This is a genomic window from Methylotenera versatilis 79 (assembly GCF_000384375.1).
Lineage (GTDB): Bacteria > Pseudomonadota > Gammaproteobacteria > Burkholderiales > Methylophilaceae > Methylotenera_A > Methylotenera_A versatilis_B.
On sequence record NZ_ARVX01000001.1, the window covers coordinates 2,445,286 to 2,466,238 of the forward strand.

19 protein-coding genes are annotated in these 20,953 nt (G+C 42.9%); 10 read left to right on the plus strand and 9 right to left on the minus strand.

Annotated features, from left to right (window positions below; translation table 11 throughout):
- Positions 1-138: 138 nt before the first annotated feature.
- From METVE_RS0111775 to METVE_RS0111800, 5 genes are all read right to left on the minus strand, one after another.
- Positions 139-417, minus strand: coding sequence for a MoaD/ThiS family protein (locus tag METVE_RS0111775; protein ID WP_020168689.1), 279 nt, complete (start codon positions 415-417; stop codon positions 139-141).
- 5 nt (positions 418-422) lie between these two features.
- Positions 423-1,280, minus strand: coding sequence for a WD40/YVTN/BNR-like repeat-containing protein (locus METVE_RS0111780; RefSeq protein WP_232415335.1), 858 nt, complete (start codon positions 1,278-1,280; stop codon positions 423-425).
- A gap of 577 nt (positions 1,281-1,857) precedes the next feature.
- Positions 1,858-5,550, minus strand: coding sequence for an autotransporter outer membrane beta-barrel domain-containing protein (locus METVE_RS0111790; RefSeq protein WP_020168692.1), 3,693 nt, complete (start codon positions 5,548-5,550; stop codon positions 1,858-1,860).
- 458 nt (positions 5,551-6,008) lie between these two features.
- Positions 6,009-7,199, minus strand: a complete 1,191-nt coding sequence (locus METVE_RS0111795; RefSeq protein ID WP_020168693.1) for an ammonium transporter — start codon at positions 7,197-7,199, stop codon at positions 6,009-6,011.
- A gap of 181 nt (positions 7,200-7,380) precedes the next feature.
- A complete protein-coding gene (locus METVE_RS0111800) occupies positions 7,381-8,055 on the minus strand; it encodes a hypothetical protein (RefSeq protein ID WP_020168694.1) in 675 nt (224 codons plus the stop codon).
- A 182-nt stretch (positions 8,056-8,237) separates the two neighbouring features.
- On the opposite strand from METVE_RS0111800, the gene METVE_RS0111805 reads away from it, so the two are divergent.
- The 4 genes from METVE_RS0111805 to hslO all read left to right on the plus strand — a co-directional run bounded on the left by METVE_RS0111805 (position 8,238) and on the right by hslO (position 12,913).
- Positions 8,238-8,552, plus strand: a complete 315-nt coding sequence (locus tag METVE_RS0111805) for a DUF3301 domain-containing protein (protein WP_020168695.1) — start codon at positions 8,238-8,240, stop codon at positions 8,550-8,552.
- 59 nt (positions 8,553-8,611) lie between these two features.
- Positions 8,612-9,520 (plus strand): tRNA glutamyl-Q(34) synthetase GluQRS, encoded by a 909-nt coding sequence (gluQRS, locus tag METVE_RS0111810; protein ID WP_020168696.1) that lies wholly within the window; start codon positions 8,612-8,614, stop codon positions 9,518-9,520.
- A gap of 104 nt (positions 9,521-9,624) precedes the next feature.
- Complete coding sequence (locus METVE_RS0111815) at positions 9,625-11,820, plus strand: TonB-dependent receptor (RefSeq protein WP_020168697.1); 2,196 nt, start codon at positions 9,625-9,627, stop codon at positions 11,818-11,820.
- 124 nt (positions 11,821-11,944) lie between these two features.
- Entirely contained in the window at positions 11,945-12,913 is a 969-nt protein-coding gene (hslO, locus tag METVE_RS0111820) for an Hsp33 family molecular chaperone HslO (RefSeq protein ID WP_020168698.1), read from the plus strand.
- Between the two features lie 22 nt (positions 12,914-12,935).
- On the opposite strand, the gene METVE_RS0111825 is transcribed toward hslO, so the two are convergent.
- On the minus strand, positions 12,936-13,490 hold the full coding sequence (locus METVE_RS0111825; protein ID WP_020168699.1) for a pilin: 555 nt from the start codon (positions 13,488-13,490) through the stop codon (positions 12,936-12,938).
- Between the two features lie 66 nt (positions 13,491-13,556).
- Positions 13,557-14,339, minus strand: a complete 783-nt coding sequence (locus tag METVE_RS0111830) for a TrmH family RNA methyltransferase (protein ID WP_020168700.1) — start codon at positions 14,337-14,339, stop codon at positions 13,557-13,559.
- Between the two features lie 142 nt (positions 14,340-14,481).
- Here METVE_RS0111830 and aqpZ point away from each other — a divergent pair, with 142 nt between their 5' ends.
- From aqpZ to METVE_RS0111860, 6 genes are all read left to right on the plus strand, one after another.
- Positions 14,482-15,171: an aquaporin Z gene (gene aqpZ / locus METVE_RS0111835; protein WP_020168701.1), complete on the plus strand. Its 690-nt coding sequence runs from the start codon at positions 14,482-14,484 to the stop codon at positions 15,169-15,171.
- 98 nt (positions 15,172-15,269) lie between these two features.
- Complete coding sequence (locus METVE_RS0111840) at positions 15,270-15,989, plus strand: pseudouridine synthase (RefSeq protein ID WP_020168702.1); 720 nt, start codon at positions 15,270-15,272, stop codon at positions 15,987-15,989.
- Positions 15,990-16,003: 14 nt separating this feature from the next.
- Positions 16,004-16,546: an HNH endonuclease gene (locus METVE_RS0111845; RefSeq protein ID WP_020168703.1), complete on the plus strand. Its 543-nt coding sequence runs from the start codon at positions 16,004-16,006 to the stop codon at positions 16,544-16,546.
- 189 nt (positions 16,547-16,735) lie between these two features.
- On the plus strand, positions 16,736-18,148 hold the full coding sequence (locus METVE_RS0111850) for a DEAD/DEAH box helicase (protein WP_020168704.1): 1,413 nt from the start codon (positions 16,736-16,738) through the stop codon (positions 18,146-18,148).
- Between the two features lie 3 nt (positions 18,149-18,151).
- Positions 18,152-18,613, plus strand: coding sequence for a YaiI/YqxD family protein (locus tag METVE_RS0111855; RefSeq protein ID WP_026362125.1), 462 nt, complete (start codon positions 18,152-18,154; stop codon positions 18,611-18,613).
- A 4-nt stretch (positions 18,614-18,617) separates the two neighbouring features.
- On the plus strand, positions 18,618-19,199 hold the full coding sequence (locus METVE_RS0111860; RefSeq protein WP_020168706.1) for a lipocalin family protein: 582 nt from the start codon (positions 18,618-18,620) through the stop codon (positions 19,197-19,199).
- A gap of 138 nt (positions 19,200-19,337) precedes the next feature.
- Here the strand turns inward: METVE_RS0111860 and METVE_RS0111865 are convergent, their stop codons facing one another.
- Both METVE_RS0111865 and METVE_RS0111870 read right to left on the minus strand, forming a co-directional pair.
- Complete coding sequence (locus tag METVE_RS0111865) at positions 19,338-20,045, minus strand: BON domain-containing protein (RefSeq protein WP_020168707.1); 708 nt, start codon at positions 20,043-20,045, stop codon at positions 19,338-19,340.
- Between the two features lie 361 nt (positions 20,046-20,406).
- Positions 20,407-20,937, minus strand: coding sequence for a BON domain-containing protein (locus tag METVE_RS0111870; RefSeq protein ID WP_020168708.1), 531 nt, complete (start codon positions 20,935-20,937; stop codon positions 20,407-20,409).
- Between the last annotated feature and the right edge of the window lie 16 nt (positions 20,938-20,953).

Genomic DNA, 20,953 nt, shown 5'->3' on the forward strand with positions numbered 1-20,953 from the left:
ATTGAAAATTATTGCCTAAATTGAATGGCAGCTTTGGGCCGATAGCTGCGACATTAAACGGCCCAAAACAGTCGTTCGTTCGAGCCATGATAGACTCACGCTTTCAGATCAAAATGTCAGATTCTTAATCTGCTAGACTCAGCCGCCACTGAGGGACTGAAAAATATAAACAGTTCCGTCCTCCGGTGTACGATCGGAAAGTTTGATTTTATCAATCACTATGCTGTCATTAATACTGATATTCACATGCCGACGCAGCGCACCATGTTCGTCTAGTACGTAGTCGGTAAAGCCAGGGGCCATCTCGTTGATTGCAAGTAAAGTTTCTGCGACCGAGCTGGCTGGCACAATGATCACTTGGTCCTTTAACTGCGGAAAGAACCGGTAAAGATTTTGCGACATTTCAACACGCGGCATGGTATTCAGCCAAATCGTACGGAATAAACCGGTGGAAAATTGTTACCCAGGCATTGCCATGTTTCACCACGGTCTTCTGAGAAGTAAACATTTCCAGTGGTGCTGCCAAAACATAAACAATCACCCGATACATCAAGACTATGCCTCAAGGCGATGTCGTAGGCGTTTTCTTGCGGCAGGCCGTTACGAAAAATTTGCCAAGTCTGCCCACCATCGGTCGTACGTGCGACAAACAAACCACCATCAATCGCCATGCGTTCTGCATCCGCATGCGCCGGTACCACCCACGCGGTGCGTCCGTCATTCGCATCAGCCACAATTGGAAAACCAAAATTTACATCAAGATCGGGTCTGCTGACCTTTTTCCAGTTCTTTGCGCCGTCATCACTGTAAAAAATACCGAAATGGTTTTGCTGCCAGAGATGATCCGGCTGACTAGGGCAGCTCGTCACGAAGTGCGGGTCATGACACCAATCGGTTTCTGGATTCGGCATGTAATCATTCAACATGCCTTGGTTACGGCTTTGCCAACTTTGGCCACCATCGGTCGTCTCAATAACCCCTGCTGTAGATACCGCCACATACATATGATCCGGATCGCGCGGATCAACAATAATGGAGTGAATGCCGGGTTCAAATATGCCATAATCGATACTCGCAGGTGTGCCATTCCATTGATTTACAGATGTTGCATCACCTGCGAACAAATCACCACCGCGGCTCTCATCATTCCAAAGTGGTCGGTTTAGTTCCCAGCTATCGCCGCCATCTTCGCTGACAAATAAACCACCAGGGATAGTACCTGCATATAGCCTGCCAGGCTGATTGGCATCCCCAAACGTAATATTCCAGATTTTAAGCACGGCTGCATCGGCATACTCTGGTTGAGCGGACGGTGACTCTGGGTTGAAATCTGGGGTGGGTAGGTATTTGACGATATAGCGTGCGCCTTCAGGGTATTTTAAGGAGGAAATGTCGACCCAGGTTTTACCCCCATCACGAGAACGAGACAACTTAGGCCCCCAGTGCCCATGGTCCAGGGAAGCCCACAAGGTACCGTCACGAGGATCACGCGCTGCGTAACACACAGGAATGCCTGCATGCGCGATTGGACGGGGTCGCCAGTTAGCGTTTATACGATCGAATATTATGGTGCCCTTGCGAGTACCCAGTAAAATCATATCAGACATAAATTACCCTCCAATACTTGCCACTTCATGTACTTGATTTAATATATTAATGAGAGCTTGGATTAATTTAATTGTAATTGAAGACTACATTTATAGGGAAATTAACAACAGAAATGAATGCCCACTTAGGACAGAAAGCTACGTCATTAAGCCGCCCAAAGCCGCCATTCATTTTCAGTTTACAATTATAGAAATTCCCATTAAAAAAAGCCCCAATTAAGGGGCTTTTCGTTAGTCTTCAAACAATTGCTTAAAAATCAACCCGCACCCCTACATTGCCTCCCCAAATATCTGCAGAAGCACTGGTCAAACCTTTCTCATAACTCAGACTAGCAAATACGGATGAATTTAGCCCAAGTCGTGCATTCAGACCTCCACCTAATTGCAGACTTGTACCCATTGATTCCGAATCAAATCTGACATTGCTAGCAGTGATGCTGCCATCACTGAGGAACTCATGTAACAGGTTGGCCTCAATATAAGGTGTCCACTGTCTGTCGATGTTAGTGGTGATGGTTTTCAGCATACGCCCGCCAAATCGCCCACGCAGGCTTTCCCCACCATTTAAATCGACATCAATGCGATCGACATCGGTAAATTTGTCAAAACGAATGCGTTGGTAAGTCAATTGCGCTTGTGGCTCTAAGATTAAGCCGTTGCCCATATCAAATGGATAGCCACCTTCCAGTGACAGTCCCCAGCCCCAGCCTTTTGGGTCGCCAGTTTCACCGCGTTGGCTGGTGGTTATTTCGGAGGTGTAGCGTGTACCCTGTGCTACCGCATCCAGATACCAACCAGTAGCGGCTTGGTAGGTTGAAGTAAGTGCGAGTGTCGTACCACGTAGATCAACCTTGGCACTGGATTCATCAGCATTCAGTTTGGATCCACCGATGCTTAATGCGCCGCCGATACGTAGTTCGGCACCATCGGCCATATCACGCCCAAACAAATTGCCACCCGCTTGCACATACCAAATATCTTGATCGTAGCCTGATGCACTGTTGCCAGAAACATCACTGCTGGAACCTTGCGTTCTTAGGAAGACTTCTTTGCTACGTTGTTCTGTACTGCCGATTTGGTTTTGCAGTGTTGCCGTTTCGCGAATCTCGCCCAGTCGCTTGTGTAAAGAGTCCAGCAGAGATGAGCCGTAACGCACTGCACCAGTTGGCATGGCTTGATAGCCAGCAATCTGCGGGACCGCAACGGGGTTTCCGCTGCTATCAACTAGTGACTGTAAACGGTAATCCCAGAATGGGACGGCAGCCAGTAAAGGATCAACCTCAGTTGCTGCAGAAGTAGCAGGGTCGAATGCTGTTAATTTGTATTGATATGGACCAGCTGCGGCATAGCCGCCTGCCAGTTGGAATGTACTTGCTGAGCTGGTACCACCTACCTGAATAATGGAAATGCCATCGGTATTGCCAGCACCAGTTAATGCACCAGAACCGCCAGTATTGAGGACATTGACTATTGTATTGCCAGTAGCATTGCCTGTAATGAGCAAGCGGTCGGCCGGTGAACCGGTGCCAGCTAATACGCCTTCCATCTCCAGTACACCGCCGCTACCTGTGTAGTTACCGGCAATCAACAGTGTGCCGATAGAGTTACCGGGAGCGATAGTGCCACCAGTAAAGTTGGTGGTGTTACCCACTTGCCCTATGCCTTGCAGACGTCCGCCATTTACTTGCATGGTGCCGCCCAAGATGCCATTCACGGATAGCGTGCCAGCGTTAACATTGGTCGTGCCAGTAAAGCCGCTATTATTGACATTAAGTCTAGTTAAACCTGGGCCATTTTGATTAATTGTGCCGTTACCAGAAATAATGGGATTAAATAAATAGTTTGTATCTGTATGGTTGAAATTAATTCGGCCCGTACCAGCACCAAAAATAACGTTGTTTGCAGTCAATGTACCAGCAGCTTCTGCGGCTCCGCCTTGAGTACCGCCAATGTTTAGAATCCCTGTACCTGTAGCACCAGTCGCAATATTTAATATACCAGTGCCTGGTGTGACTATTCCGCCTTGTGCGATAGTTAACACGCCATTACCTAGAGTGCCTACAGTCATCGCACCGTTTGAGTTGAGAGTTGAACCACCTGCAACTCTTACTTCTCCAAAATGAGCGGAAAGCCCGCCAATGATTAGTGTGCCAGTCGCTTGAACAGCGCCTTGATCCAAGACATTCAGAATACCGCTACTGACGTTAATTGAGGTGCCTTGCCAATAAGAACCAGCGCCGCTGACGTTGGCAACACCCCATCCATTAGGCTGGAACTGACTGAACTGAATGCCATTGGAATAAACTTTTGCACCATCGGTAATATCCAAGAAGCCCTGACTGCCAGCGCCTTGCCCCATAACAATACCGCTAGTTGTCATCTCAGAGCCAGCGCCAGTCACTACTACACGACCCGTCCCGCCACCTACACCAATCGTTAAAGTACTAGTCATCTCTGACTTGGCACCATTTTCAATAAGAAATTGACCTTGCGCACTATCACCTACGCGTAGAGAATTCGCCTTGAAATATGAACCCACACCTGTGACCACCACAGAACCATTAGTTCCTGTACCGATACTCGATGCTTGAGCCGTTGTACCGGAAATCTGTCCGCCACTTTCTATGCGGAGATTGCCGCCAGAAATGTTACGCGCGCCAGTAAAAGTGTTGTTGCCAGTTAACGTTAAATTGCCACCATTTAGTGTTAAACCCCCAGCTCCCTGAATAGAACCAGCGAATGTATCGTTGGCATTGGTGATGGTAAGTGTTCTCGCTCCTAGCGTAACAATTCCGCTGCTACCACCAGACAGAGATTTGATAGAAGCACTGGCAGGCGCAATGCCAGAAATATTGAAAGTGCCGTTAGCGACGACCTTGCTTGATTCAGAGATGCTTCCCGTGCCAGTCAAGCTGAGCGTGCCAGCGTTAATCGTGGTCGCGCCCGTGTAGGTATTGATTCCAGTCAGTTGCAGTGTACCAGCACCTTCCTTACCCAAGCCGCCTATACCACTGATAACAGCATTTTGAACTAGTGTAGTTCCAGCGTCAGTATCAATAACGCCACCACCTGCATTGAGCGTGGTTGCGCGGTTCATGGTAAAACCGGCTGTAGTATGCAGCGTGCCGCCGCCAAAGCTCAGTGCACCCGTTGCATCTCCCAAGTTGTTGTCTGCCGCAACTTCGACAGTGCCGCCATTCATGGTGGTTCCGCCTGTATATGTGTTAATTCCGTTAAGCCTGACGGTACCTGCGCCATTTGCGATGAGACCACCGGCTCCGGTAATCGGATTATTGAGCTGAAAAAAGTTTGCCGCATTGACCGCATTGAGCGTCAGCATATTAGCGCCCAAACTCAAACTGCTGTCGCCAGCTGCGGTTAATTGAGTGATGCTACCCGTCGCGCTACTGATACGCCATTCCTGATTCCCTGAGATCAAGAGTTTGCGGTTCAGAGTAATCTGCTGATTGACCTGATTGTCGATACCTAGCCCGTTTGAGCCCAATATAGTCAAGCTTCCCTCGGCGTTTAGATTATTGGGATTATTGACAAAACCTGATCCGGTGTAAGGAGCAAGAAAAACCAACTGACTAATCTGCCTAGCCCCACCAAAAAAGTAGGACATACCAGTACCTGCTTGATCGTATATTGCACGATCATTGGGGCCGGGTACGGGTTGGTCAAAACCGCCGTTAGGTGAACTCCCCCAGTTCTGATTGCCGGGAGTAGTAACGAAATGTTTATCTGCTGCATTCGCCAGCGTTGCCATTGACAGCGCGGCACCCAGAAAGATCGGAACGGCGCATGCCGCCACCTTTGCACCCTTAGTTGCGCTGCCGCTTTTGGTCGTGTTGCCGCACTTGCCGCCCGCACGTGTAATTTCCGACACTGCCACCCATGCGCCCAGCGCAGTATTCCATACACTTTTGTACGACCGATTCATACTTGCTCCCGTTATTGTTATTTAAATTATGTCCTTTAGCACTTTAGCTTATAAGTTAGCCTGCCAGAAGTATTTAATATTAATTAACAGTTGATTGAGTTTTCGCTATCTATTTACTAAAATAGAAAAATTGATTAGTTCTAGAATTGTTTCTATTCACATCATTCTTGATGCGAATATTTTGTCGATCACTTGAATGGAAATAGAGTGAGTGGCGAGGCTATTTGAATGTCTGCTTTGGGCCGAATCGAGACATTAGTTTTTTAATTTTTGCTCTTAAAGTTTATGTTGGCATATATTAAAAATATACTGTTATTCTAGAGATATCCAATATCCTTAATAGGATTGCGACTAAATTTTCTTAGTAGCATCAAAAAAGGCTCTTAGTAAGAGCCTTTTTAGTTTCAATTTTTGACAGACTTTATTTTTTCCAATCATTAGCAGTTGCTGCTGACTATTTAATCATCAGCGGTAGCGCTGATCTTGTGAATACTCAAATCGGCGCCATCAAACTCTTGTTCTGCGCTCATGCGGATTCCGCTGATTTTTTTAAGTGAGCCGTACACGATATAACTGCCTACAACCGCCACTAGCACACCAAAACTTGTGCCGATTAATTGTGATACAAAGCTAACGCCACCTATGCCGCCAAAGGTTTTTGCGCCAAAAATACCAGCGGCCAACCCACCCCAAGCGCCACATAATCCATGCAAAGGCCAAACGCCCAATACATCATCAATTTTTAAACGGTTTTGCGTTAAATTAAATGCCCACACAAATAAACCGCCAGCCACTAAACCAGTCGCCAAAGCGCCCAGTGGATGCATGACATCAGAACCGGCGCAAATCGCAACTAAGCCAGCTAAAGGTCCGTTATGCACAAAACCAGGGTCATTTTTGCCGACTAATAAAGCCGCAAGCGTACCGCCAACAAGCGCCATTAAAGAGTTCACTGCTACCAAGCCAGAAATGCCTTGTATTGCCTGCGCAGACATAACGTTAAAGCCAAACCAACCGACTGTGAGTATCCAAGCGCCTAATGCTAAAAATGGAATATTAGAAGGTGGATAAGCATGTAAACGGCCATCTTTGCCGTATCGCCCCGTGCGTGCGCCTAATAAAACAACGGCGATTAAAGCGATCCAACCGCCCATTGCGTGCACAACGACTGAGCCAGCAAAATCATGAAACTTAGCACCAAAACTGGTTAATAACCAATCTTGAAAACCGAAATGGCTGTTCCATGCAATGCCTTCAAAAAACGGATACACAAAGCCGACGATTAAAAATGTGGCGGCTACTTGCGGATTAAATTTTGCGCGTTCTGCAATACCGCCAGAAACGATTGCTGGGATTGCTGCGGCAAAAGTTAACAAGAAAAAGAACTTAACTAATTCAAAACCATTTTTAGCCGCCAACACTTCAGCGCCGCTGTAAAAACTCACGCCGTACGAGATGCTGTAACCAATGAAAAAATAGGCAATGGTAGAAATAGAAAAATCCACCATGATCTTAACCAAAGCGTTTACCTGATTTTTACTACGAACCGTGCCGACTTCTAAAAAAGCAAAACCTGCGTGCATCGCCAGCACCATAATTGCGCCTAACAATACAAATAAAACATCATTCGCCGAAACGAGTGCTTCCATTTTTATCTCCCCTCAAAATACAATCTTCATAATATTTTTTATAAACTGGGCATTATAAGCAATATTTAAGCCATTAAATTAGGCTTGATTATTAAGGGATTTTTTAATGAAAGAAGATTGATTTGCACAAAATAAGTGCAATGCACAATTAGTAGCACTAAATTTGTGCAGGTTATTTCAGCTATAACATACTGACGGTGTTGTTATTTAAGATGTATTTTTCTGCGTCTGGATTGCCCGCCCAAAAATGAAAAAACTCGCGCACAACCACTAAAAACAGGCGGCGATTTTTCTTTACTTCAAACAAAGGTAAGGTCGCATCGACAGCAGTGCGATAAATTTTATTGCTCTTATCTGGCGCATCGCGCAAACGCACCAGCAAAATTTTAGATAGTTTTAAACGTGTATCAATTAAAGTTTGCTCTGCATTTTCGTTACGCAACGCTTTTGTGTAGGCTTTTAAAGCCCAGCTATCCGTGGTTGAAAACTTTTCTTGGTCAACGTTATGCCACAAATTACTTAGGGTGACTTCTACCGGCTTCCATTCTATCGGCAACTGATCTTTAGTCGTGCTTTTGCAAAAGTTAGCAACCGCTTTTAAATCATTGATCCAAAAAGGATAATACTCACGCGAAATAACCAAGCTTTCTGGCCAATCGGCCTCTGCGACTGTATCCATCATCGTTTCAATCGCCAGTCGATATTCGCCACCATTAGTCGTCTTATCTGCCAACAACGGCAACAGTCTATTTAAAAAACTGGTGCGCTGCACAAATGTTTCAGGTCCAAAGCCTTTAACTGTTAACAGTTTAAAATACACTTCCAGCGCTTGTTGTTCACGTTGTTGAATCATCATTTAGGTGCTAATGGATTAAAGACAGATTGTTAAAATAGGTTAAACTATATTTTAGATTCTACTGCATAATCTATTGAAAAATATAATAAATAACGCATATATCTAATACGTTTATATTTAATATAAACATTTCATACAACACTGAATTAAGTGTTTATTTTTAATCAAAAAAAGTAAAAAATATGTTTGAGCTTATATTACTCATTATTCTGCTATTTATTGCGTGGTTTTGGCAAGATACCATTTCTAAACGTGAAATCGCCATCATGTTGGGGCGCGAATTGGCAAAACGCTATCAACTACAATTATTAGATGAAACGGTCGCCTGCCAAAAAGTAAGACTAGGACGCGATAATCGCGGACAAGCGCAAATACAACGGCTTTATGTCTTTGAAGTAACGGCAAATGGCGCTGAACGCTTAGAATGTAATTTGCAGTTATTGGGTAAGCAACTGCAAACATGGCATATTCCGCCCTATGTACCGACTATGCAGTAGCGACTTAACACTCAAAATGTAAGCAAAAATCTTTCCATTGGCATTCACTTTAAATTGATATGCATTATATTGGCCGATACGCGCCCTCACCTACTGGGCCATTGCATTTTGGTTCTTTAGTTGCCGCCGTCGCCAGCTATTGCGATGCAAAAGCCAATCAGGGCAAATGGCTGTTACGCATTGAAGACATCGATAAACCGCGCGAAGTAAAAGGCGCGGCGGATACCATTTTGCAGCAACTGGAAGCATTTGGTTTTGAGTGGGATGGCGATATTCTCTACCAAAGTCAGCGTAGCGAATATTATGCTGACACATTAAATCAATTACAAAAACAACAGATGATTTACCCGTGTACTTGCACGCGTAAAGAAATCGCAGATTCCAGCCATCAACTAGGTATTGAAGGGTTGGTGTATCCAAACACCTGTTTGCATCGTGCCATTAAACCTAATACAGCTGCCGCATTTCGCGTTAAAACACACTCTGAAGTTATTAGTTTTAATGATGCGATACAAGGCAATATTGCCCAAACACTAAACATAGATATTGGCGATTTTGTGCTTAAACGCGCAGATGGCTTTTTTACCTACCAATTAACAGTTGTAGTCGATGATGCAGCACAAGGTGTTACGCACATTGTGCGTGGCGCAGATTTACTTAACTCGACGCCTCGCCAACACTATTTGCAGCAATTATTAGGGTTAACTTGCCCAACTTACGCCCACGTGCCTGTGGCAACCAATCAAGCAGGTGAAAAGCTGAGTAAACAAACCAAAGCGCCAACAATTGATATGCAATTGATTGGGCAAAATTTGTTTGATGCACTCAGCTTTTTAGGGCAACAACCACCTGTGGAAATAAAGACGAATCAACCAGCGGAAATATGGAGTTGGGCAATTGAAAATTGGCAACTAGCCAACGTTCCACGCCAAAATTGTGTATTTTACAACAGCCAAGAAAATATTTAATTAAAAGAGCTATTCCTACCTAATCACAAACAATAACACTTCTCATTAATGTTAAAGTTCCGGTTCAAAATTATAAATAATAAATTAATCATCCGGAGATTCAAATGCAACACGCTACAACACCCAAAAAACTGGCGCGCAACTCTCAGTTACCCAAGTTATCTGTATTAGCAATTGCTTTAAGCAGTACGTTAACCAGCACGCTATTTTTTTCAGCCACCGCTTTTGCTGAAACCAGCACAGTCAATCTGCCACAAGTGGATGTGAATGCAGAGCGCATTAGCGACACGCAACCAGTAAAAGGTTATAACGCGAAAAAAAGCAGCTCTTCTACCAGAACAGAAACAGAATTACGTGATACGCCACAAGCAATTACCGTTATTCCGCAAGACTTAATCAAAGACCAATCAATTCAAAGCATTTCAGAAGCCATTCGTTATGTGCCTGGCGTGCAAGCCGCACAAGGTGAAGGTAATCGTGATGCATTGATTTTCCGCGGCAACGCAACGACTGGTGATTTTTTTATAGACGGCTTGCGTGATGATGTGCAAACTTATCGCGATATTTACAACACAGATCGTATTGAAGTATTAAAAGGCCCAAACGGTATGGCATTTGGTCGCGGCGGCGCAGGTGGTGCACTTAACCGCGTAAGCAAACAAGCAGGATGGACACCGATTAGCGAATTAATTGCTAGTTACGGCGCTTATGACCAAAAACGTATTGCTGCTGATTACGGCCAAGCGCTGAATGATGAAATCGCTTTCCGCGTAAATGCCGTTTACGAAAACTCAGATTCTTACCGTGACGGCGTTAATTTAGAACGCTTTGGTATCACACCAACCGTCACGATTCGCCCAGATGAGAATACAAAAATCGTAGTTGGCATGGAGTATTTCAAAGACAAACGTGTGGCTGATCGTGGTGTGCCATCAGTAAATGGCGCAGGTAACTCGACATTAAAAAATCGCCCATTTAACATTGGCGATGAAGATACTTTTTTTGGTAATGCCCGTTTAAGCCCTACTGAAACTGAAACCGTCGCTTTTAATGCCTCAATAGAACATTCATTTGATAGCGGCATCACCGTTAAAAATAGCTCTCGCTACGCTAATTATGATAAATATTACCAAAACGTATTCGCAAATAGTGCTGTTAGAAATGACGGCACTTTGCTACTTAGTGCCTATCGTGATGAAACAAAACGTGAAAACTTCATCAATCAAACTGATTTAACTTACACGGCAAAATTGGGTAGTGTTGAACATAAATTATTGGCAGGTGCAGAGTTCTCTGTACAAGACACTACTAGTAAACGTTTAACAGCAACCGGTGGTAACTTAGCAGTTCCAGTTGCCAGCCTTAATCCAACGCAATCAGGCATTGTATTTAATACATTAGGCAATAATCGGAAAAGTGATGTAACCGTGGCTGCGTTTTATTTGCAAGATCAAATTATTTTTTCACCGCAATGGCAAGCGATTGTTGGCTTACGTAACGATAACTTTGATACCGATTTCACTGATTTAGTCAATAATAGCAATATTAACGTAAGTAATAACTTGTTAGCGCCTCGTGCTGGCTTGATTTTCAAACCAGTTGAGGCTGTTTCAATCTATACCAATTACAGCGTCTCTTACGTGCCACGCGCAGGTGATCAACTCACTTCATTAACAGTCGTTAACTCAACTTTTAAACCAGAGAAATTCATTAATTACGAAGTTGGTGCTAAATGGGATGTTAATTCCAATTTAGCGTTAACTGCAGCAGTCTATAAATTAAAACGTGAAAATATCATCATCACCGATCCAAATGATACAACTCAATCCATTTTAGTTGACGGCCAAGAAACCAAGGGAATTGAACTAGGTCTTTCTGGCAATATTACGAATAAATGGAGCGTGTTTAGCGGCGTTGCATTCCAAGATGGTGAAATTACTAAGCAGCAAGGCACTGGTAATAGCGCAATCTTAAAAGGCACAGAATTGGCACAAACACCAGATCGCACCTTATCTTTATGGAATAAATATGAGATTAACGATATGTGGGCAGTAGCTTTAGGTATTGTGAGTACATCTGACCGTTATGCAGCATTGCCTACGGCTGCTGCAAGCACTGTATTGCCAGGTTACACACGTTATGATGCAGCAATTTACGGAAAATTCAGTGAAAAGTTACGTTTACAAGTTAACCTAGAAAACTTAACCAATAAAGAATATGCACTTTATGCACATACCAATAACAACATCACACCGGGCTCACCAATTACTGGTCGCGCGACGTTGATTTACAGCTTCTAATTAGCAATTATTTTTAGAGATTGTTTTAATAAAGCCCATGCACTTACGTGGGCTTTATTTATTTTAATTGCTATTTTTAAACGCAATTTAAGTTAACGCATAAGCCAATGTTAAAATACACGTTATGAAAAATTCTATTGAAAATTTTACCGAAAACCTTACGGACACACTGCACCACTTTATATTTGAAGACAGTTTGCATCAGCCCATGCCCATACGCGGCAATTTGGTACGTTTAAATACTACTTACACGCAAGTGTTGCAACACCAAACCTTGCCCAGTGTTTTAAAACATGCGTTGGGCGAGCTAATGGCCGCCAGCGCGTTGTTATCGGCAACATTAAAAATGGATGGCGCTTTGGTGCTGCAAATACAAAGCAAAGGTGCGCTTAAATTATTGGTGGTGGAATGCAGTTCAGATTTAAATATGCGCGCAACTGCAAAATGGGATGAAACACAGACCAATAAAATTGCAGAAAAACCTTTTTTCGATCTGGTAAAAAATGGTCAATTTATTATTACGTTAGACCCAAAAGAAGGCGAAGCTTATCAAGGTATTGTGCCGATTGAGGGTGAAACAGTGGCGGAAATGCTGCAAAACTATATGTTGCGCAGCCAGCAAATTGATACTTCTCTTTGGCTACATGCTGATGAAACCAGCGCAAGTGGTTTGCTGTTGCAAAAGCTGCCAGATTTCGGCGGAAATTTAGGCGGCGTTAGTTCCAGCAATGTGTCAACGCCATTATTAGACGATGATGCGTGGAATCGCATGAATGTTTTAGCCAATACCATCACGAATGAAGAGCTGAAAGATTTGCCTGCTGAAACACTGTTAACCCGACTTTTTGCAGAAGAAAATGTGCGCTTGTTCGAGCCAAAATCCACACAATTTCACTGTAGTTGCAACCAAAGCAGCGTAGCAAGCATGTTGCGTATGTTGGGTGAAGATGAGCTAAATAGTATCTTGGCGGAATTCGGAAAAATTGAAGTGAATTGCGACTTTTGTAATAAGCATTATCTATTCGATGCCGTAGATACCGCGCAATTATTGGCAACTGAAGCAGCTGTTAGCATCAGCAAAGCCAAGCACTAATATTTAAGCAAAACTTAATCCATTATTTACAGGCAAAAGGCAAAAACTTAACGTCAATATTGGTTCTGTTTTCACCAAACACCGTCATATTGGCTGGCGCTTGCGCGTTACCGCAAACCCACGCAATTGGTACGGCTTGCGATTCTTCAATTACCGCTGGGCGAATGGTCAAAATCTTACCTTGCAATTGCGCTCTGGCTTTATTGCCAAAAGTCATGTGAATCACGCCTTTATCCACTTGTAGCGCGCCAATCAAATTGCTCACCACTTTATCCTGCGTGGGCAAACCCGCTTCTTTATTATCAACCGGCAAAGTCTTTGTCGCCTTCCATTGCGCGGCAATTGGCTCTTTTGCTGCTTCTGCCAACGGAATAGCGGCAGATACTTGTTCTCTGATAATGCGCTCTATGCCAGACGGAATCGCAACCATCGCTAATATCGCCATAATGGCGACCACAACCATTATTTCTATCACTGAAAAAGCTTGTTGTTTTGGTTTAACACTCGGTTTATGAATCAATTGCGCTTTTGTTAATCGACTTGAAACTAACGGTGTATCTATAAACAATTCTGTCATTACTTCTACTCCTTTTACTTTCCCCTGCAACTCCCTGCCAATCTATTACATCGGCTAATAATATGACTAATCACATTGCCGTTTGCGTTCAAACAAACAAATAGCCGTAGCTGCAGCCGCATTCAACGATTCTATGGCCAAACTACTTTGACTCATGGGAATACTAATACGTTTACTACAATGTTGAATGGTTTTAATGGTTAACCCTGCGCCCTCGTTTCCCATCACAAACGCGCTGGCTTGCGTTAGGTCTTGGCTGTACAACGATTCGCCGTCCATCGTGGTGGCGTAACTATTACCATCAAAGTTTTGCAACTGCGCGCTTAAATCGGCGCCTTCTATTATTGGCAACACAAACTGCGCGCCCTGCCCGCCACGTAACGCTTTGGGTGACCAAGCATCCGTACAACCTTTGCTTAAAAACACGGCTTGTACGCCTGCCGCTGCCGCTGTGCGTAACATGCTGCCTAAATTACCTGGGTCTTGAATATCTTCTAACATCAGCACAAATTGCGGTTGCGCTGGTATTTCTAAAGCAGGCGTTTTCACAATCGCCAAAATACCTGTGCTGCTTGCCACTGGTGTTAATTCTGCAAACATCAGCGTTGGAAACATAATCGTATTCACATGTTCAAGCTGTTGCATCAAATTGCTGGCTTCCAGCGTACTTTTTCCTTCAGGAATAATGATTAACTCTGGCTCACCAAAAGTCTGCAAATAAGCCTCAATCAGATGCACGCCGTCTAAAACCGTTTTGCCTTCTTGTCTTCTTTCGCGTGCGTTATCGGCCAGCTTTTTTAGGTATTTAAAAATGGGATTGTCGCGCGAGGTAATATGTTTAAAGCTCATAAGAATAGGAATTAGAAATCCACACAAAAATTTACAAAAGTTAAACCCATTTTAACCCAAAGCAACTTGTTCATTCTCATTATTAAGCGTAAATTATTTTGCGCATTACTCTATTAAAAATCACTATATTGGGAGGCTTAAAATGTCATTAACAAAACGTTCGATAGCAGAGTTAATTGGTACTTTTTGGTTGGTGTTAGGCGGTTGCGGCAGCGCGGTTTTAGCGGCTGGAATCCCAGAGTTAGGGCTAGGTTATTTAGGCGTTGCGTTCGCCTTTGGTCTAACAGTTGTAACCATGGCCTACGCAATCGGTCATATTTCAGGCTGTCATCTCAACCCAGCAGTTTCAATCGGCCTCGCGGCTGGCGGACGTTTTAAAGCCGCAGAATTACCGCATTATATTATTGCGCAAGTCATTGGCGCTGTACTAGCTGCCCTACTTATCCGCACGATTGCAAGCGGTATGGAAGGCTACGCTGGCGGATTAGCGTCTAATGGATTTGGTGCGCACTCACCACACGGTTACAGCATGACAGCGGCTTTAATCACCGAAATCACCATGACAGCCATGTTTTTATTCATCATCATGGGCGCTACAGACAAACGCGCACCAGCAGCCTTGGCTCCATTGGCAATCGGTTTTACACTTGCATTAATCCATATGATTAGCATCCCTGTCACCAATACATCAGTTAACCCAGCACGTAGCACTGGCCCTGCATTATTAGAAGGCGGCATTGCCTTAGACCAATTATGGCTATTTTGGCTAGCTCCTATTGTTGGCGCGGTAATTGGTGCGCTAGTGTATAAATTTTTGAGTAAAGAAGATTAATCTAATTCAACCTGGATAACGCTTAAACTTGAACGCCCGCCCGATAGATGCGGGCGTTTTCTTTTTCAAGATAATGAAGCGTGCTTTATAATGCACGCATGGCTAAAAAACTCGATATAGAACGTATTCTAAGCAAGCAAGGTTTCGGCACACGTAAACAATGCCGCATCATGATTATCAATGAAGAAATCACTGTTAATGGTGCATTATGTGATGATCCTGATACGCAATTTGAACTAGAAAACCTGACTTTTACCGTTAAAGGTGAAGCGTGGGATTACCGCGAAAAATCTTATTTGATGCTACACAAACCATCCGATTACGAATGCTCACACAAAACTCAGCACCACCCCACTATTTATAGTTTATTGCCGCATCCATTAGTAGTGCGCGATGTACAATGTATTGGCAGGCTGGATGAAGATACCACTGGTTTGATACTGATTTCAGATGACGGTCAATTTATCCACCGCATGAGTTCGCCCAAACACAAAGTACCAAAAGTGTACGAAGTCACCTGCAAACACCCCGTTAGCGATGAGCAGATCGCACATATTTTAAAAGGCGTGCAGCTAATCGATGAAGATGCACCAATAGCCGCGCTAGCTTGTGAAAGAATCAGTGAAAACGTCATTCACATGACCTTGGCAGAAGGCAAGTATCACCAAGTGAAACGCATGGTCGCCGCCATTAGTAATCGTGTTGACGCGTTAAAACGTATTCAAATTGGCGAGTTAAAACTGCCTGATGATTTAAAAGTTGGGGAATGGAAGTGGTTAAGTGAAGCTGATATGCAAAACCTAAGACAACAACATTAAGCAGAAAATAAACTATGGCTGTATACAATACCCCTTCTGATACAGCTAATACTGCAGTTCGCTCCTTTCTAACCTCAGTCGGTGAATATTATTTAAAAAAATCTTTTAATACTGGCTCAGGTAGTGGAAAGAAAATCTGGGATGGAATACGCAAAGAATTTAATGACTTATGTGCCTATTGCGGTGAAGAAGGGAAGCTTCAAATTGAACATCTAATAATGTTTAATCGTTTAGAATATGGCTTACATCATCCGGGCAACGTAGTACCAGTATGCAATGATTGTAATAAACGAAAAAAGGATTCAAATAAAAAATATGCTTCTTGGGAAAAACAATTGGCTAATATGTGTGATGGCGACTCAAGCAAACTATTCATTTTAAGAAAAAATAAAATACTTAAACACATGGAAACTTATAACTATCCCAAACTTTCAAGTCAAGAGAGACATGCTATTAGAGTAATAGCAGAATCACTTTATGAAAATATTAAGGGTGAATCTGAAAAATCATTGAACATGTATCGCAAGTTAGATGAAGCATTTGTACAAATTAAATAAGTTGCAATTTAATTTCTTAGTTAATTAAAACTATTTTTCTTGTTCTCAGCACTACCCCGTATAATACCCTCACCCTGCAAAAACCAATCTGTGCAGCGGCCATATTTTTATTTCCCTTATATTTGTTTGTCTCGATTGGTGTTGTTAACAATAACAACAGGCCAACTTTAGTTTTTTGAAAGTTTCACTTTGTCTATTGCATCTACTCAACCTATTAATACAGGCACGCCTGCCGAAACCGTTAACTTGCACTTTAATCAGTTAGGCCTTGCTGAACCGATTTTGCGCGCGATTATCGACGCGGGTTACACAACACCAACACCTATTCAAGCGAAAGCGATTCCCGTTGTTTTAAACGGTGGCGATTTACTGGCTGGTGCGCAAACTGGTACAGGGAAAACCGCTGGCTTTACTTTGCCTTTGCTGCATTTACTGCACTCTAAACCCAAACAAAATAAAGTTGGCCAACCACGTTGCTTAATGCTGACGCCGACACGCGAACTAGCGGCACAGATTGAAGAATCAGTTAAAACTTATGGCAAATATTTAAACTTAAAATCGATGGTGGTATTTGGCGGCGTGAATATTAACCCGCAAATCAATCGATTATCTAAGCCGATTGATATCTTGGTCGCCACACCTGGCCGTTTGCTGGATTTAGCCAATCAGCGCAAAGTGGATTTATCAGCCGTGGAATTTTTGGTGCTGGATGAAGCAGATCGCATGTTGGATATGGGCTTTATCCGCGATATTAAAAAACTGTTAGCGATGTTGCCAAAACAGCGTCAAAACTTACTGTTCTCTGCTACGTTTTCAGATGAAATCAAAACACTAGCCGATGGCTTATTGCATAAACCTGGTTTCATTGAAGTCGCGCGCCGCAATACGGCATCTGAAATGGTTGAACAGACCGTGCATTTGGTTAAACAAGCGCACAAAGCCAGCTTGATGAGCTATTTGATTAAAACCAATAACTGGCAGCAAGTATTGGTATTTACCCGCACCAAACACGGCGCGAATCGTCTGGCAGAAAAATTAATCAAAGATGGCATTCCTGCCGCGGCGATTCATGGCAATAAAAGCCAAGGCGCACGCACTAGAGCTTTAGCCGAGTTTAAAAATGGTGATATTCCTGTTTTAGTAGCGACGGATATTGCTGCACGCGGCTTGGATATTGACCAATTGCCACAAGTGGTGAACTTTGAATTGCCAAACGTGCCTGAAGATTATGTGCATCGTATTGGTCGTACAGGCCGTGCTGGTAGCAGTGGCGCTGCGATTTCATTGGTGGATTTTGAAGAAGCCAAATACTTAAAAGATATTGAAAAACTGATTAAGCGTGAGATTCCAAAAGTGGCCGTAGAAGGTTTTCAAGCACCAACGCATCTAGAGCCAGAAGCACCGCGCGGACCTAGAAATCAGCCGCCGAGAAATAAGCAAGCAGGTAATAAACCCGCTGGAAATAAACAGCCTAAAGCGAATCAGGCGACTGGCAACAAACCAGCGCAAGCGAAAAAGCCAGCACAACAAAAGCCTTTTCAGAATATGAATCAGCCCAATGCAAGCAAGCCTGCGCATCATAGTGGGAATAGAGATAAATAAATTTTGAAAGTATGGGTGGATGCAGATGCTTGCCCTGTTGTCATTAAAGAGATTCTATTTCGTGCGGCTATTCGCACAGGCATTCATACCACGTTGGTTGCAAATGCGGTGCTTCGTGTGCCGCCATCGCCCAACATTTTTGCTATTCAGGTGGATAAAGGTTTTGATGTAGCGGACAATTTTATCGTTCAAGCATTGCAGGCCGGTGATTTGGTGATTACAGCAGATATTCCATTAGCGGCTCTAGTCATTGCAAAAAGCGCACATGCGCTTAACCCGCGCGGAGAAATGTATTCGCAAGCGAATATTGCAGAACGCTTGGCAATGCGTAATATGATGGATGAGCTACGCAGCCAAGGTGCGGAAATCGGTGGACCAGCCACATTTAATCAATCTGACAGACAAGCTTTTGCAGCGGAATTAGATAAATTTATCGCGCACTATCTTAAAAACAAAAAGGATTAAACCTATGCAAAATCTACTACAAAAAATGTTATTGATTGCTTTGTGTTTTAGCCTAATTGCCTGTTCTGATGAGCAAGAAGAAATCAAAGTAATCGATAATATCGATGCGAATCAATACGTTGGCACTTGGTATGAGATTGCGCGGCTAGACCATAGTTTTGAACGTGGATTACAAAATGTCACGGCGAATTACATTCAAAATGCAGACGGCACGATTAAGGTGATTAACCGCGGTTATAATGCCAAAAAAAATGAGTGGAATGAAGCGGAAGGCAAAGCTTATTTTGTAGACCCGGCGAATAAAGACGGCACACATACTGGCAAATTAAAAGTGTCTTTTTTTGGTCCATTTTACGCGCCATACCATATTATCGATTTAGATAGGCCTTATTACAATTACGCGATGGTGACTAGCGGCAAGGATTATTTGTGGATATTATCGCGCACGCCACAACTGGCTTACCCGATTAAACAACATTTAGTTGCACGTGCAAAAGAGCTGGGATTTGCAACGGATGAATTGATTTACGTGCCGCAAACTGTGGAAATAATCAACTATAAAGCTGGGCCGCACGTTAACCCTTAAACTTAAACATTAACAAACAATTACTTAACACGCAAAAACGCCCAAATAAATTGGGCGTTTTTATTGGTTAACTTTATAGGTTAACTTGAGTTAATTAGATAGAATTAATGATTAAAATCAGCTTAATTCAACTAAAAATTAACCTTTAATTTCTAAACTATTTCGAACAGATTTAACACCAGCGATTTGAGAAACGACTTGTTCCGCTTTAGTTTTAGCTGCAAGGCTATCGACAAAACCGCTTAATAGCACTTCGCCATCCCGCGTTTCTACGCTAATTTGTAAGCTTTTTAATTGTTTAGTGCCTAAAATCTTAGCTTTCGCTTTTGCAGTAATCACGCTGTCATCTACAACTGCGCCCACTGTGCGATTTGATTCAGTTGCCGCAACAGCAGTAGAGTCTGCAGGTTGTTGAACTACTACAGACTCTTGTTCAGTTAGAGCCATTTGACCTTGTGCAGCACTGTTATTGGTAGCCTGCTCATCTGGCAATTTACCCGTTTTAAAGTAGACATATTCACTTTGATCAATATAACCATCTTTATTAGTATCCGCTTTTGCAAAGGTTTTTTTGTTAAAAGCTTTATCCTTTGAAGCCTCATACGGCAATAACAAACCATTGCCAGTTTTATCCAACTTAACAAACTCAGCCGCTAATGGCGACATCCAATCAGTGTTTGTAGAAGTTTCAACTGGTGCTACATAAGGTGTATTGTCGTTTGCATCAACCGTGCCGGCACGTGCAGGCTCTGTTACCTCTTCGGCCATTGCAGTCCCAGCACCAAATGCTAAAACAAGCGCTAGGGTTAATGGTTTAAAAGTACGCATCAATTTATTTGTATGCATTATATTGCTCCTAAAAAATCATGTAATTAAGTTAAATTAAAATCTATTTATTTAACGGTGCATGAATTCAATCTTGCAGTAAGACAATATTAAACACGTTGACCATTTCTAAAAATCCAATATGGGCTGATTGTTTTGTCAGCTATGGACTACAAAACGTCGTTAATGCTTGAACATAAATACTTTCAATAGACAATAAAAAGCCGCATGCTTGACTAAGCATGCGGCTTTTAAGGGGAAGTTAGCTAGTTACCTTAATAGCAGTGAATTGTATTTTGTAGCAGTTTAGCTTGTGCTAAGTGGCTATAAAGTGTCAAATTTAGCGCCGTACCATTCACTCCCAAAAAGTTGGCTAATTAACTTAACCTTTCACTACTAAACTATTTGTAATCGATTTAACGCCTTCTATTTTGCTGACGATTGCTTCCGCTTTTGCTTTAGCCAAGTCATCATCCACAAAACCACTTAAAATCACAACACCATTGAAAGTTTTTACACTGATTTGTGTACTTTTAAAATTTCTCTCTGCCAAAAGGTTTGCTTTTGCTTTAGACGTAATCACACTATCTGAAGTAACTCTTTTTACTGCTTGCTTTTGAGCGCCCGATTTATAATTAACATACTCTTCTTGGTTTAAGGCACCGTCTTTGTCAATATCTGCTTTTGTAAAATGGCCTTTGGTAAAAAATTCATCTTTACTAAATTCGGTTTGGCTGAGAAAACCATTTGAATCAGTATCTAATTTTTTAAATTCTGTTTCCAACGAAAATCGCCCATTTTCAACAGAGTCTGCAACAGCGTTTGAATCTAATGTAGCCGCCTGCACACTCGTTGCACCGAATGCCAATGCAATGGCTAAAGTTGTTGATTTTAGTGTTGATAAAGTATTCATTGATAACTCCCAAATA

Coding starts and splice junctions, on each gene's coding strand:
- METVE_RS0111800 (WP_020168694.1), bottom strand. CDS start 8,055: ATGATGATTCAACAACGTGAACAACAAGCGCTGGAAGTGTATTTTAAA.
- METVE_RS0111805 (WP_020168695.1), top strand. CDS start 8,238: ATGTTTGAGCTTATATTACTCATTATTCTGCTATTTATTGCGTGGTTT.
- gluQRS (WP_020168696.1), top strand. CDS start 8,612: ATGCATTATATTGGCCGATACGCGCCCTCACCTACTGGGCCATTGCAT.
- METVE_RS0111775 (WP_020168689.1), bottom strand. CDS start 417: ATGCCGCGTGTTGAAATGTCGCAAAATCTTTACCGGTTCTTTCCGCAG.
- METVE_RS0111845 (WP_020168703.1), top strand. CDS start 16,004: ATGGCTGTATACAATACCCCTTCTGATACAGCTAATACTGCAGTTCGC.
- METVE_RS0111795 (WP_020168693.1), bottom strand. CDS start 7,199: ATGGAAGCACTCGTTTCGGCGAATGATGTTTTATTTGTATTGTTAGGC.
- aqpZ (WP_020168701.1), top strand. CDS start 14,482: ATGTCATTAACAAAACGTTCGATAGCAGAGTTAATTGGTACTTTTTGG.
- METVE_RS0111790 (WP_020168692.1), bottom strand. CDS start 5,550: ATGAATCGGTCGTACAAAAGTGTATGGAATACTGCGCTGGGCGCATGG.
- METVE_RS0111815 (WP_020168697.1), top strand. CDS start 9,625: ATGCAACACGCTACAACACCCAAAAAACTGGCGCGCAACTCTCAGTTA.
- METVE_RS0111840 (WP_020168702.1), top strand. CDS start 15,270: ATGGCTAAAAAACTCGATATAGAACGTATTCTAAGCAAGCAAGGTTTC.
- METVE_RS0111865 (WP_020168707.1), bottom strand. CDS start 20,045: ATGCATACAAATAAATTGATGCGTACTTTTAAACCATTAACCCTAGCG.
- METVE_RS0111860 (WP_020168706.1), top strand. CDS start 18,618: ATGCAAAATCTACTACAAAAAATGTTATTGATTGCTTTGTGTTTTAGC.
- hslO (WP_020168698.1), top strand. CDS start 11,945: ATGAAAAATTCTATTGAAAATTTTACCGAAAACCTTACGGACACACTG.
- METVE_RS0111870 (WP_020168708.1), bottom strand. CDS start 20,937: ATGAATACTTTATCAACACTAAAATCAACAACTTTAGCCATTGCATTG.
- METVE_RS0111830 (WP_020168700.1), bottom strand. CDS start 14,339: ATGAGCTTTAAACATATTACCTCGCGCGACAATCCCATTTTTAAATAC.
- METVE_RS0111825 (WP_020168699.1), bottom strand. CDS start 13,490: ATGACAGAATTGTTTATAGATACACCGTTAGTTTCAAGTCGATTAACA.